At 71.9% G+C, this 13,230-nt stretch carries 12 protein-coding genes; 6 read left to right on the forward strand and 6 right to left on the reverse strand.

Going from position 1 to position 13,230, the window contains the following annotated elements:
- Positions 1-96: 96 nt before the first annotated feature.
- Positions 97-2,034, reverse strand: coding sequence for a rhamnogalacturonan lyase family protein (locus ADY59_RS20660; protein ID WP_156325620.1), 1,938 nt, complete (start codon positions 2,032-2,034; stop codon positions 97-99).
- Positions 2,035-2,296: 262 nt separating this feature from the next.
- Between ADY59_RS20660 and ADY59_RS20665 the strand changes: the two genes are divergently transcribed.
- Positions 2,297-3,832, forward strand: coding sequence for a long-chain-fatty-acid--CoA ligase (locus tag ADY59_RS20665; protein ID WP_049564514.1), 1,536 nt, complete (start codon positions 2,297-2,299; stop codon positions 3,830-3,832).
- A 2-nt stretch (positions 3,833-3,834) separates the two neighbouring features.
- Here ADY59_RS20665 and ADY59_RS20670 read toward each other — a convergent pair whose 3' ends face one another.
- On the reverse strand, positions 3,835-4,629 hold the full coding sequence (locus ADY59_RS20670; protein WP_049564516.1) for a helix-turn-helix transcriptional regulator: 795 nt from the start codon (positions 4,627-4,629) through the stop codon (positions 3,835-3,837).
- Positions 4,630-4,729: 100 nt separating this feature from the next.
- Between ADY59_RS20670 and ADY59_RS20675 the strand changes: the two genes are divergently transcribed.
- From ADY59_RS20675 to ADY59_RS20690, 4 genes are read left to right on the forward strand one after another with little or no spacing between them, the layout of a single operon-like run.
- Positions 4,730-5,590, forward strand: a complete 861-nt coding sequence (locus tag ADY59_RS20675; RefSeq protein ID WP_049564518.1) for a DUF4240 domain-containing protein — start codon at positions 4,730-4,732, stop codon at positions 5,588-5,590.
- A gap of 58 nt (positions 5,591-5,648) precedes the next feature.
- Complete coding sequence (gene uppS / locus ADY59_RS20680; RefSeq protein WP_269433627.1) at positions 5,649-6,383, forward strand: polyprenyl diphosphate synthase; 735 nt, start codon at positions 5,649-5,651, stop codon at positions 6,381-6,383.
- Positions 6,380-7,795, forward strand: a complete 1,416-nt coding sequence (locus ADY59_RS20685) for an oxygenase MpaB family protein (RefSeq protein ID WP_049564521.1) — start codon at positions 6,380-6,382, stop codon at positions 7,793-7,795. Before uppS ends, ADY59_RS20685 begins: the two co-directional genes overlap by 4 nt.
- Positions 7,796-7,848: 53 nt before the next feature.
- Entirely contained in the window at positions 7,849-8,760 is a 912-nt protein-coding gene (locus ADY59_RS20690; protein WP_063780721.1) for an LLM class flavin-dependent oxidoreductase, read from the forward strand.
- Positions 8,761-8,768: 8 nt separating this feature from the next.
- Here the strand turns inward: ADY59_RS20690 and ADY59_RS20695 are convergent, their stop codons facing one another.
- The 3 genes from ADY59_RS20695 to ADY59_RS20705 are packed head-to-tail and all read right to left on the reverse strand — an operon-like array spanning position 8,769 to position 10,985.
- Positions 8,769-9,338 carry a TetR/AcrR family transcriptional regulator gene (locus tag ADY59_RS20695; protein WP_049564523.1) on the reverse strand — a complete coding sequence of 190 codons (570 nt, stop codon included), beginning with the start codon at positions 9,336-9,338 and terminating at the stop codon, positions 8,769-8,771.
- Positions 9,335-9,919, reverse strand: a complete 585-nt coding sequence (locus ADY59_RS20700) for a sugar O-acetyltransferase (RefSeq protein ID WP_049564545.1) — start codon at positions 9,917-9,919, stop codon at positions 9,335-9,337. The genes ADY59_RS20695 and ADY59_RS20700 overlap by 4 nt, the downstream gene beginning before the upstream one ends.
- A gap of 37 nt (positions 9,920-9,956) precedes the next feature.
- Positions 9,957-10,985, reverse strand: a complete 1,029-nt coding sequence (locus ADY59_RS20705; protein ID WP_049564525.1) for a saccharopine dehydrogenase family protein — start codon at positions 10,983-10,985, stop codon at positions 9,957-9,959.
- A gap of 102 nt (positions 10,986-11,087) precedes the next feature.
- Between ADY59_RS20705 and ADY59_RS20710 the strand changes: the two genes are divergently transcribed.
- Positions 11,088-12,068 carry a helix-turn-helix domain-containing protein gene (locus tag ADY59_RS20710; protein ID WP_049564527.1) on the forward strand — a complete coding sequence of 327 codons (981 nt, stop codon included), beginning with the start codon at positions 11,088-11,090 and terminating at the stop codon, positions 12,066-12,068.
- Here the strand turns inward: ADY59_RS20710 and ADY59_RS20715 are convergent.
- On the reverse strand, positions 12,038-13,230 hold a 1,193-nt coding region (locus ADY59_RS20715; RefSeq protein WP_049564529.1), incomplete at its 5' end, for a tetratricopeptide repeat protein. The genes ADY59_RS20710 and ADY59_RS20715 overlap by 31 nt on opposite strands.

Raw genomic sequence — 13,230 nt, forward strand, 5'->3', positions numbered from 1 at the left:
GCGGGACGGCCCGCCGGTTCGGCATGTCACCTACCCCACGATGCCAGGTCGCGGGTTCCGACCGGGTCGCAGCGGCCGGGACCGGGACCCCGCCGACTATTCGCCCCGGCGCGGGCCGGCGTACCTGATCTTCGGCTGGGGCGGGGTGGTCATCCCGTGGCCCAGGAAGTAGTCGACGTTGCCGGACTGCAGGTAACCCTTGAGGGTCATGCCGTTACGGTAGGCCGGGTTGTGCGCCAGCGTGTACAGCCGGGAGTCGGTCGGCCGGTCGGTGGTGAAGATGACCAGCTCGTCGAACTCGGGGCTGGTCAGCACCACCTCCTCGCGCCAGTCGCCCAGGATGTCGCCGATCAGGTTCGGGTAGACCGAGTTGCCGAGGGCGGTGACCGCGCCGTACCGCGAGGTGGTCACCAGCCGGGGCAGGGTGGCGGGCGGGGCCGGGTCGGCGGGATCCCACTTCTCGATCCTGGCGTCGCGCCTGTCGGGGAAGGGGTCGGAGTTGAACAGCTCCCGCAGCGGGTCGCCGTCCCACCACACGCCCATGTGCGGCCACGGCTGCTTGGTCGTGTCGGGCTCGGTGAGCTGGTTGGCCGCGGCGTTGTAGACGCCGTTGGGCCTGCCCTGCTCGTAGTTCACCTCGCCGTTGATGGACCAGGTCTCCATGCCGGGGAAGCGCGGGTCGATGTCGGCGACCATGCCCCGGCCGGCGTCGGCGCCGGGGGCGCCGGTGCTGTGCTTCCAGATCATGGAGCCGTCGTCGGCGTCGTAGTAGTAGTCGAGCAGGCCGGCGGGATGGTCCTGCTGGATGCCGTAACCCTCCAGGCCGGGCCGGCCGGGGTCGATGTCGGCGACGAACCAGCGGTCGCCGTGGATGATCCCCTGCGGCGCGAGGCTGTAGCGCAGGGTGCCGTCGCCGTTGAGCACGAACCCGATCTCGCCGACCTCGTCCTTCCCGTCGCCGTCCACGTCGACGATGCGGGTGTTGTGCCCGTCCGGAAGGTTCTGGCCGCCGCGCAGGTGCTTCCACTGCCGGGTCAGTGAGCGGCCGTCGAACTTCCAGGCGACGTGCATCAGGTTGAAGTCGCCCCGGCCGATCCGGTTCTTCATGTACGCGACCAGGCTGGGGGTCTTCCCGTCCAGGTAGCCGACGCCGAAGCGGGCGTAGAGGGGGCCGTCGGCGAGGTAGTCGTCCGGCACCGGGGCGACCGCCTTGGGCACGCCGGTCCGGCCGTCGAGGATGGCGACCGACTGGCGGACGTCGTCGCTCTCGGTGTGCTTGGTGCCGTCGGCGAAGGTGACGCCGTTCGCGATCCGGACGGCCACCTCGGCGCGGCCGTCGCTGTCGAGGTCGTGGACGGTGACGCCGTCGTTGTGGCCGACGTCGATGGTGGCCGAGCCGCCCTCGATGTTGTTCTGGTCGACGCTGTTGGGGCCGAGGTCCATCTCCCACAGGAACGTGCCGTCGCCTCGGTAGGCCTCGACCTTCTGCGGGGCGGTCTGCCGGTCCACCACGTAGTCGTAGGCGCCGTCACCGTCGAGGTCGCCGACCCAGACGAACTTGACGCGCCCGCCTGCGCGCAGCGGCACGCGTACCACCGGTTCGATCGCGTGACCGGCGGACAGGGTGAACGACCGGCTGGGCCGCTGCTGCCGCCCGTCGAGCACCGGTCGTACCCGGTAGCGGTTGGACCGGCCCAGGTCGGCGGTGGTGTCGACGTAGTTGGTGCCGCCGGTGAGCACCCCGCGGTTGAGCTTGCGGTACGGCCCGCCGTCGGTGGAGCGCTCGACGTCGAACCCGATGCCGCTGGGATCGAGCCCGAGCAGCCGCCAGCTGACCAGTACCTCCTTCTCGCCCGACCGCACGGCCACCACGCCGCGATCGAGCCGCTCCATGAGCCGCCCGTCGGCGTTCGCCGGCGCCGGTCCGGGTGACGGGGCGGACGCCGCAGGTCCCGCCGCCGCGCCCAGGACCAGGCCGGTCAGGGCGCAGAGCGTCAGTACCCGGCTCCTGCGGTGCCGGTTTCGTGCTGTCATCGATCTCCTCCATGCATGGGGGGTGGGAGGACTTGCGCATCCGTTGTTAAAGCGTTTACGTAACCCAGATGGCAGCATTGCTCGGGAGCCCCTGTCAAGAGTGAGTCAGCACCGGTAGACCCCAGATAGGCCGTACGGTTACCGGCTGGAAGCGATTTACCTGGCCGAACGAGGCTGAACGGTTCGACACGTTCGTACAAGTGGCGCCTGCATCGTTCAGGACAGCCTTGACCCCTGACCGTCACCATGGGAAAGGGTCGCGATGCTCAACTTGTCGATCATTCTGGAAGACAGCGCCCGTCACGTCCCGGACCGCACCGCCCTGGTCTTCGGCGACCTGCGCCTGCCGTACTCCATGGTGGACTCCGTCGCGAACCAGGTGGCCAACCTCCTGGTGGCCAGGGGGATCGGCAAGGGCGACAAGGTCGCGCTCCTGTGCCCGAACCTGCCCTACTTCCCCTTCGTCTACTTCGGCATCCTGAAGGCCGGGGCGACCGTGGTCCCGCTCAACGTGCTGCTGCAGCGGCGCGAGATCGCCTACCACCTGGCCGACAGCGACGCCAAGGCGCTCTTCTGCTTCGAGGGCTCCCCCGACCTGCCCATGGGCGCGCGCGGGCGGGAGGCCTTCGACGCCACCGAGGGCTGCGAGCACTTCTTCGTCCTGCCCGCCACGGCCCTGGCCACGGAGTCGGAGCACGGCGAGTCGTTCTGGGCGGCGCTGAGCGGCATGTCCGGTGAGTTCGAGACGGTCCAGACAGGGCCGGACGACGCCGCCGCCATCCTCTACACCTCCGGCACCACCGGACAGCCCAAGGGCGCCGTCCTGACCCACATGAACATGCTGACCAACACCATGGTCAGCGACGAGATGTTCCCCGCCGACCCCGAGGGCGACGTCTCGTTCGCCGTGCTGCCGCTCTTCCACTCCTTCGGCCAGACGGCGGTCATGAACGTGAGCCTGCGCCGCCGCGCCACCCTCGTGCTGCAGCCGCGCTTCGAGGCCGGCGAGGCGCTGGAGCTCATGCGCCGGGAGAAGGTGACGATGTTCGCCGGGGTGCCGACGATGTTCTGGGCCATGCTGTCGAAGATCAACGCCGACGGGGACGAGGCGCCCTCGACGCTGCGGGTGGCGGTGGCGGGCGGCGCCTCCTGCCCGGTCGAGGTGCTCAAGGACTTCCAGAGCACCTTCGGCATCCCGATCCTGGAGGGCTACGGCCTGTCGGAGACCTCTCCCGTGGCCAGCTTCAACCAGCTCAGCCGGCCCACCAAGCCCGGCACCATCGGCTTCCCGGTCTGGGGCGTGCGGATGCGCCTGGTGGACGACGACTGGAACACCATCGAGGGCGAGGGCCCCGGCGAGATCGCCATCCGCGGCCACAACGTCATGAAGGGCTACTACGGGCGGCCCGAGGCCACCGCGGAGGTCCTGCGGGACGGGTGGCTCCGCACCGGCGACATCGCCACCCGCGACGAGGACGGCTACTACGCCATCATCGACCGCACCAAGGACATGATCATCCGAGGCGGGTTCAACGTCTACCCGCGCGAGCTGGAGGAGGTGCTGATGACGCACCCCGCGGTGTCGCTGGTGGCGGTGGTCGGCGTGCCCCACGCCTCGCACGGCGAGGAGATCAAGGCGTACGTCATCCCGTCACCGGGCGCGACGGCCGGCGAGGACGAGCTCATCGCCTGGTGCAGGGAGAACATGGCGGCCTACAAGTATCCCCGGATCGTCGAGTTCCGCGAGAGCCTGCCGATGACCGCGACCGGCAAGATCCTCAAGCGGGAGCTCCGCTAGCTTCAGGGCACCCAGTCGATGGCGGCGGCGAGCTCGGAGGGCGTGGTCCCGAAGGTGTCCCGGAAGACCCGGGTGAAGTGCGGGCTGTCGGTGAACCCGGCGCCGTGGGCCGCCGTCGTCAACGTCTCTCCCCCGGCGACCAGGCCGATGGCCCGCTGCAGGCGCAGCCACCGCACGTACGGCCGCAGGGGGATCCCCACGTGCGCGCTGAACAGGTGCGCCAGCCAGCTCGGCGACAGGTGGACCGCGTCCGCCACCGTGGGCAGGCGCACCGGTCCGCGGCTCAGGAGCGCGGGGATCACCGTGATCGCCGCCTCCACCGCCGGTGGGAGCGGCAGGCTCTCGGCGGCGCCGTGGCCGGTCCACCCCTCCACGACCCGCAGCGCGCCCGCCACCTCGGCCGAGCGCGCGTGCCCGCCCGGCGGCTCCGCGAACATCAGCGGCCTGATCCCCCCACCCGGGCCCGGGTGCGCCGGCGCGGCGGCGGGCGACCAGGCCGCGGCCTCGCATCCCGTACGGAAGCGCGCGAGCAGCGAGCGGCCCGGCGAGCTGCGCGGATCCAGGTGGACGAGCAGCGCCTCGCGGGCTCCGGAGAGCACCGCGTGCCGGGTGTCGGGGGGAATGACGGCGACCTGCGTGGTCAGCCGTTCACCGCGGGCGTCCGTCATGGTGAAGGGCTCGGCGGAGACGATCAGCTGAACCGCGTGGTGGGCGTGCAGGTCGTTCGTGCCGACCGTGCCCCCGTACAGCAGGAGGCCGGGCCGCAGCAGACACCAGCCGTGCCAAGGATGTGACATCACACCGCCCCTTGTCGGCCCCACCTGTCGAACTTCTGCGCTCATTGTGACCGCTCTTCCCGGCGGCTTCACCCCGCGCGCCATGCCATGATCAGCTTCCATGGACATCGACGGTTTCTGGGACCTGGTCGAGCGCTCCGCCCGCGAGACCGGTAACCGGGAAGAGCGGGTGGACTGGCTCGAGAATCACCTTTCAGCCCTGACGGCCGAGGAGATCGTGGACTACAGGGCCTGGTTCACGATCTGCGCCAACCGTGCCTGCACCTGGGACATGTACGCGGTGTGCTGGACCATCACCGGCTACGGGTCGTCCAACGGCTTCGAGTATTTCGTCCACTGGCTGATCAGCCTCGGGCGGGAATCCTTCGAGAGGGTCACCGGCTGCCCCGACCTGGTTCTGGAGCTTCCGGAGGTACAGCGGCTCTTCGAGCTGTCGCGCAACTTCATCCACGAGCGGTCCTCCTTGTCAGCGGACGGCGCCTTACGACTGAGGCGGGTCACGCAGGTCCGCTTCCAGAGGTGGCCGGACGACGACTATCCGAGCTTCGAGCTTTTCTCGTACGTGACCTACGACCCGTACCGGCGAGTCACCGGTGACGAATCAGCCCACCCGGGCGAGGCCGTCCGCGCCCGGGGGATCGACAGCAAATTCCCGTTCCTGACCTATGTCGCTGAGCCCGACGGCGAAGAATGGGACTTCGACGACGAGGCGGAGTTCGCGCGCCGGCTACCCCGGCTCGCCCGCCGCTACGGACCCGACGGCGATAGGGACGGCCGAGCCGGACGACGCACCCCGTGGCGGCCCCGATCCCTGACCCGGGGAGACGAACGGAACCGCACGTGGACGTTCCGCCGCAGGGGCGCGGACCGGATCGCCCTCCGGGAACTGCGCTGCCCGATGGGCATCCAGCTGGGATGCACGGCTCCGGACGGGGATGACTTCTGCTTCTGCGCCCTCTGACTTGCGCGGGCACGGCATCGGCAAGGAACTGACAGTAATGATATAGTCACGTACAGCTATGGGAATCATTGGCGGGTTACCGCGTCATGTGGCATGCGTCATGGACGGCAACGGCCGCTGGGCCGCGCAGCGATCGCTGCCGCGCACGGCTGGTCATGTGGCGGCGGAGGCCGCCGTCATCGACGTCATCGAGGCGGCCCGGTCGGCCGGCATCGAGTGGCTGAGCCTGTACGCGTTCTCCACCGAAAACTGGCGCAGACCGGCGGCCGAGGTCGACATCCTCATGCGGCTGGTGCGCCGGGCGATCCGCAAGCACGCGCCCGCGCTGTACGCGCGAGGCGTCCGGTGCCGGTTCCTCGGCATGTCCGATCCGCGCATCCCGGCACCGCTGGCCCGGGACATCACCGATCTGATGACGCTCACCGGCGACAACAAGGACATGACGCTGACGGTGGCCTTCGACCACGGCGGACGCCGCGACATCGTGGAAGCCGCCCGTTCGCTGATCCGCGCCGCCGTGCCCGCCGAGCAGGTCACGGAAGACACCTTCGCCGGGCATCTCCCGTACTCCGACACGCCGGACGTGGACCTGGTCATCCGCACCTCCGGCGAGCAGCGCATCTCCAACTTCATGCTCTGGCAGGTCGCGTACGCCGAGTGGGCCTTCCCGCAGGTGCTGTGGCCCGACTTCCGCGCGGCGCACCTGTGGGAGTGCCTCGATGACTACCGGCGCCGGCAGCGCCGGTTCGGCGACGTCCGCCGGCCGACCACGATGGGAGAGGGGCAGCGATGAGCCAGACCGCCGCAGAGGAGACCGCCGACGTCTTCGGCCCGGACTCGATGTTGCGCCGGCTCTCCGACGAGGCGCGGTGGGGCCTCGCGGTGACCCGCGCCACGGTGCTGGAGGCCGCGCATCCGCAGGTCGGCACCGCGCTGATGGCCAACTCGACGTTCGTGGCGCATCCGTGGCGGCGGCTGCGCAACACGCTGACGAGCACGCAGCGGCTGCTCGACGAGGAGCAGCGCGTCCGCACGCGGGAGGCGGCCCGCCTCAACCGCCTGCACGCCCGCATCTCGGGCAGCGACCCGCAGGGCCGCCCCTACGACGCGTCCGACGCCGGAGCGCGCGCCTGGGTGGTGGCGACGCTGTTCGAGTCGGCGGTGACGATGTACCGGCTGAGCGGCCAGTCGCTCGACGGGCCCGCGCTGGGGAGGCTCTACGGCGAGTTCCGGACCCTCCTGTCCCTGCTGGAGGGCCACAGCGACCGGCTTCCCGCGACCGTGCGGGAGTTCTGGCCCTACTTCGACGACATGATCGACCACCACCTGGAGAACACCGAGGCGGTCCGCGTCATCCTCTACCGGCTCTTCACCGACGTGCCCGCGCCGCCGCTGCTGCGCGCCAGCCCCGCGGCGTGGGCGGCGGGCCGCGCCGTGGCGGGTCCCGCGGCGGCGGCGATCACGATCGCGTCGCTGCCGGAGTCCTTCTGCCGGCGTCTCGCCCTGCCCGACGTGCCGGGGGCGCGGATGCTCATGCACGCCGCCTACCTGGGCACCGGATTGGCCGACCGCCTGCTTCCGGACGAGTGGACGAGCCTCGGCACCCTCATGAGCCTGCTCGATCCCAGCCACACCGGCGCTCCGGGCCCATGGGACGGCGTCCGCCGCAAGGCGGAGCAGGCCGCGGCCATGTTCCGGCTCGTCACCCCGGCCGCCGACGAGGCGAGCGAGACCACTCTTTCGGCCGACCGGTTCTTCGCCGAGGTCCTGGACCAGACCGGCGACGGCTACCTCGCCTGGCCCGATCTGGCCGCCATGGCCAGGGAGATCGCCACCCGGCTCGACCTGGACGCGCCTGACGAGGAGCGGCTTTTCACCGCCTACGCCACGTGGTGGCGGGAGCTGCAGACCGAGCTCGACGCCGACGACGACGGCCGGGTCACCCGCCAGGAGTTCGCCGCGTCGGCCGCCCGGCTGCCCAGCTCCGGCCTGATCAGGATCGCCGACGTGCTGTTCGACGTCACCGACGTCGACGACGACGAGACGATCGACGGGCGGGAGCATCAGGCGCTGTTCCGCACGGCCTTCAGGCGTGACCTGACCGGCACCGGGGAGAGCTGGTCGCGCGGCGCCTTCGTCAGGCAGTTCGTGTCCTTCATGACCGGGCAGCAGCACTCGGTCGCCTACGACTCCCTTCTGACCTGACGGAGGCTGGGCCCTCTTGCGGCGTCGCCCTTCTGCGGTACGGTGCGATGACCATGAGCGAATATGCTTTCGGGATCTCGCTGACCCCGACCCAGGACCTCTCTCTCGCGCATGACGTGACCGATGTGGCCGAGCGGAGCGGGCTCGATCTCGTCGGCGTCCAGGACCATCCGTACGTGGGGAATTTCCTGGACGCGCTGGCGCTCACCGGGCATCTGCTGACCCGCACCACACGGCTGCGCGTCTTCCCCGACGTCGCCAACCTGCCGCTGCGGCCGCCCGCGGTGCTGGCGCGGACGGCGGCGTCGCTGAACGTGATCTCCGGCGGCCGCTTCGAGCTCGGCATCGGCGCCGGCGGCTACTGGGACGCCATCACCACGATGGGCGTGCCCCGGCGCTCGTCCGCCGAGGCGCTGGCGGCGCTCGAAGAGGCGATCACGATCATGCGCGGGATGTGGTCGCCGGGTCAGCGCGTACGTTTCGAGGGCGACTACTACCGGGTCGACGGGGTCGACGGTTCCGAGGCCGGCTCGCCGCCGGTCAGCGTGTGGATCGGCGCGCAGGGGCCGCGCAGCCTGGAGCTCACGGGCCGGGTCGCCGACGGCTGGGCGGCGCCGATCCCGTCCTATCTGCCGTACGAACGCTGGCCCGGGTGCAACGAGATCGTCGACAGGGCCGCCGGGGAAGCCGGCCGCGACCCCGCGTCGGTCGTGCGGCTGGCCCAGGTGGTCGGCACCGTCGAGCCGGGCGGAGGCCGTACCGGCGGCGCGAAGCTGACCAGCGGCGCCGACCCCTTGCGCGCCGGCGCGCACCACTGGGCCGCGGAGCTGACCAGGCTCGCCACGGAGCAGCCGTTCACCGGCTTCGTCCTCTGGCCGGAGCAGCAGGGGGTGGAGCAGGTCCGGCGCTTCGCCGAGGAGGTCGTCCCGCTGGTGAAGGCCAATCTCGGCCTGCCGAGCGCCTAGGGGCGCGGTCAGCGCAGGAAGCGGTGGATGGCGTGCCGGATCTGCTCCGGCGTCATCGGGTCGGTCGACAGGGCGCTGTGCAGCACGAGCCCTTCGATGAGCGCGTCCAGCTCGCGGGCGGTGGTGGCGTCGAAGTGGCGCTCCAGCGCCTGGCGGCTACGCGCCATCCACGCCTGGGTGACGGCGCGCAGGGCCGGGTTGCGCGCCGCGGCCACGTACAGCTCCACGCTCAGGACGAGATCGCGCTGGGAGCCGAGCAGGTCGTCCGACACCAGCGAGATGACGGCCTCGACCGCCGCGTCACGGTCCCCGGCGGCGCTCAGACGCTCGTCGAAGACGCGGGCCGCCGCGCCGGCGTGCCGGGTGAACGCCTCGGCCAGCAGCTCTTCCAGGGACGTGAAGTGGTAGGTCATCGAGCCCAGCGGCACGTCGGCGGCTCGGGCGACCTCCCGGTGGGTCGTGCCGGCGACGCCGCGCTCGGCGATGACGGTGAGCGCGGCGTCGATCAGCCGGTCCCGCCGGCCGGGGTCGTGCCTGCGGGGCCGCCGCGGGGCGGGCGGGCCGGCCCGGCCGGTCATGTCGTGCCGGGCCCGATGGTGCGGATCACCCGGGCGGGGTTGCCCACCGCGACCACGTTCGCGGGCAGGTCGCGGGTGACCACGGCGCCGGCGCCGACGACGGTGTTCGTCCCGATCGTGACACCGGCCAGGACGATCGCGCCGCTGCCCAGCCACACGTTGTCGCCGATGGTGATCGGCCTGGCGGCCTCCCACTTGGCCCGGCGCAGCTCCGGGTCGACCGGGTGGGTCGGCGTCATGAGCTGTACGTAGGACCCGATCTGCACGTCGTCACCGATGGTGATCGGCGCGACGTCCAGGGCGACGAGGCCGAAGTTGGCGAACGACCTGGCGCCGATGCTGATGTGGCTGCCGTAGTCGACCCGCAGCGGCGGGCGGATCTCCGTGCCCTCGCCGACCGAGCCGAGCAGTTCGGTGAGCAGCCGGCGTCGCTCCCCCGGATCCCGGGCCGCCGACGCGTTGAACGCCTCCATCAGGTCCATGGCCCGCAACAGGTGCTCGGCCAGCTCCGGGTCGTCGGCGATGTACAGGTCACCGGCGAGCATCCGCTCGCGCATCGATCGGCCATCCGCGTCAGGCATCATACGTACAAGCGTACACATCGCCCCGCCCCGGCCGTTACCGGTGCAGGGCCACGGAGATGTACGGGGACAGCGAGCGGAGGAAGTCGGCCGCGTCGAAGATCTCACCGGCGGAGGCGACGCCGGTCGTCCTGATCCGCCCGGAGAGGATGCGGTCGACCGCTTCCACCACGAGCGGCGCGGTGACGGCGTAGATGTCCTGCCCCCTGGCCACGGCCCGCCGATCGACGCCGCCGGAGCGGACGACGACGTCGACGAGGAAGGTCTGCGCCGACCGCCCCAGGTCGTCGGCCGGGACCGGCGCCGGCGTGTCCGGGGACGACAGGTCCCTGGCCGCCTCGGCCGTCATGTACGTGCGCACGTCGGGGATCGGCAGGTGGCTGGGGACGGTGACGACGTCGGCCATCGTGTACTCCCCGATGACGGCCCGGCGGCCCATCGGTTCGGGGAAGGTCCACTCCAGAGCCGGCGGGGCGTCGTCGCGGTACTCCAGCCGGCCGTTCGCGAAACGGACCCGCCGGCCGTCGCGCCGCTGCCGGGAGACCACGCCCGCGGCCCGGGTCCCCGCGGTGGGGTGCCAGCTGTCCAGCCCGTAGGCGATGTGCGCCTCGTCGGCCGTCGTCCAGTCGTCCATCGCGGCGGTGGTCAGCAGGTCGCCGAGGCCGCCGTAGAAGGCCATCGCGGGGACGATCACCGCCCTCGCGTCCCGGGCCCGGGCGGCGAAGTGCGTGAAGGTGTCGTGGTTGGCCTCGACCTCGGCCGCCACGTCCACGTACGGGATCCCGGCGCGCAGCGCCGCCTCGATCACGGGGGCGGCCGTCGTGGCGAAGGGCCCGGCACAGTTGACCACGGCCGCCGCACCGGCCAGCGCGCGGTCGAGCGAGGCCGGGTCGTCGACCGACGCCGCACGGGCCTCCAGCCCGGACTCGTACGCCATCGCCTTCAGCTTGTCGGCGTCGCGCCCGGACAGCACCGGAACGAACCCGCGCTCCCGCAGCCGCGCCACGACGAAGCGCCCGGTGTGCCCGTACGCGCCGAACACCGCCACCATGAGCCCTGATTCCACGGGTTGTCCTCCCAGTCGAGCGATCCGCTGCTGGGATCAGCCTGGCAGGGGCCGGCGCCCCCGGCGAGTGGCCGGAACGCCGATATGCGTACAATTCCAGACATGAGCACTGTCGCGCTGGCCGTCACCGACGGAATGCTGCACTTCGAGCTGTCCCTGGCGTACGAGGTCTTCGGGGCCGCCCCGGACGGCGTGGCCGGTCCCTGGTACAGCGTCGCGGTCTGCGGGCCGGGGGCCGTCGCGGCCGGCCGGTTCCGGCTGGAGCCCGACCACGGCCTCGACCACCTCCCGCGCGCCCACACCGTGATCGTCCCCGGCTGGGCCGACGTCGACGTGGCCCCGCCCGCCGAGCTGGTCGACGCGGTGCGCGCGGCGCACGAGGCCGGCGCCCGCGTGGCCTCCCTCTGCACGGGCGCGTTCGTGCTGGCCGCCGCCGGCCTGCTGGACGGGAAGCGGGCGACCACGCACTGGGCGCACACCCAGGTCCTGGCCGACCGCTATCCGCACGTGGACGTGGACCCGGACGTGCTGTACGTGGACAACGGCAGCGTGCTCACCTCGGCGGGCAAGGCCGCGGCCATGGACCTGTGCCTGCACCTCGTCCGCCTCGACCACGGGTCCTCGATCGCCAACGTGGCCGCCCGCCGTCTGGTCGTGCCGCCGCACCGCGACGGCGGCCAGGCCCAGTTCGTCACCACCCCGGTGCCCACCCCGGCCGTCCACCCGCTCGCCGAGCTGTTCCCCTGGGTGCTGAAACGGCTGGACCGCCCGCTGACCGTGGAGGACCTGGCCCGCCAGGCGCGGATGAGCTCGCGCAGCCTGAACCGCCACTTCAGGTCGGTGACCGGCACCACCCCGCTGCAATGGCTGCTGATCCAGCGGATCCGCCACGCCCAGGAGTTGCTGGAGACCACCGGCGACAGCGTCGACGCCATCGCGGTCGCCACCGGCATGGGCACCGCCGCGACGCTGCGCCGGCACTTCAACCGCACGGTCGGCGTGCCTCCGGACACCTACCGCCGCACCTTCCGCTCACGGACCGGTCCGGACGCTCAGAAGTACCTGACGGCGCCGGGCGGCTGAGGGACGTCCTCGGCGAGCAGGGCCGCCAGCTCCTCCTCGGTGAGCAGATGGACGTCACACAGGATCCTGGCCGACCGGTGCCAGTACTCGCGCGCCCGGTCCCGCCGTCCGAGATCGTGCAGCGTGTCGCCGAGTCCCCACAGGGATACGGCCTCCACCGCGCGGTGCCCGGCCCGGTGCTGGAGGTCGGCCGCCCTCCGGTATCCGGCCTCGGCCTCGTCGAGCCGGCCGGCGCGCCGGTAGGCGTCGGCCAGCGTGTCGGTCGCCGCTCCCTCGCCGTAGGGGTTGTCGAACTCCGCCCAGATCTCCAGGCTTGCCCGGCTCGCGTCGATCGCGTCGTCCAGCCGGCCCATCCTGATCAGCACCGCGGCCCGGCCGTTGAGAATGGTCGCCTCGTAGTCCCGCATGCCGCCCGCCCGGGCCGCCGCCACGGCTTCGTCCTGAGCCGCGAGCGCCTCCTCGAACCGCCCCAGCCTGCCGTAGGTCGTGGCGAGGTTGTGCAGGGTGCCCGCCTTGCGCAGGGGCAGGCCCGCCCGGTCCCAGCACTCCAGGGCACGCTCGAACCGCTCGACAGCGGGCTCGAAGCGGCCCTGGTTCTTGTGGATGCAGGCCAGCGCGTTGTGCCCGCGGGCCTGGCCCGCCCAGTCGCCCGTCCGGACGGCCACGCGCAGGGCGTGCTGATGGATCTCGCCCAGGTCGGCGAGCCAGCCTCGGTGGCTGAAGGGGCCGTTGAGCGCGGCGGCGAAGCCTTCGGCCGTGCCGGGATCGCCGGTGCGGGTGGCGGCCTGCCGGGCGGCGGCGATGAGGTTGTCGCGCTCCAGCTCGATCCAGTCGATCGCCTCCTGCGGCGTGTCCAGGCGAAGGCCCGGCTGGTCGGCGCGCAGGTCTCTGACGATGACGGAGGCGGCATTGAGCAGCAGGCCGGCCGTCCTGGCCGTGGCGAGGTAGTGGTGCAGGGCGCGGTGGGTGGCGGCTCCCCGGTCGGTCTCCCGGACGTTGCCCTCCGCCAGTTCGCGGGCGTAGAGACGGACGAGGTCGTGCATCCGGTAGCGGCCGGGCCCCGCCGGTTCGAGCAGCCGGGCGTCCAGCAGCCGGTCCAGCGCGGCCTCCACCGTGCGCTCGGGCCGATCGGCGAGGGCGGCGGTGACGGCGGGGGTGTGGG

This window comes from Nonomuraea sp. SBT364 (assembly GCF_001083785.1).
Lineage (GTDB): Bacteria > Actinomycetota > Actinomycetes > Streptosporangiales > Streptosporangiaceae > Nonomuraea.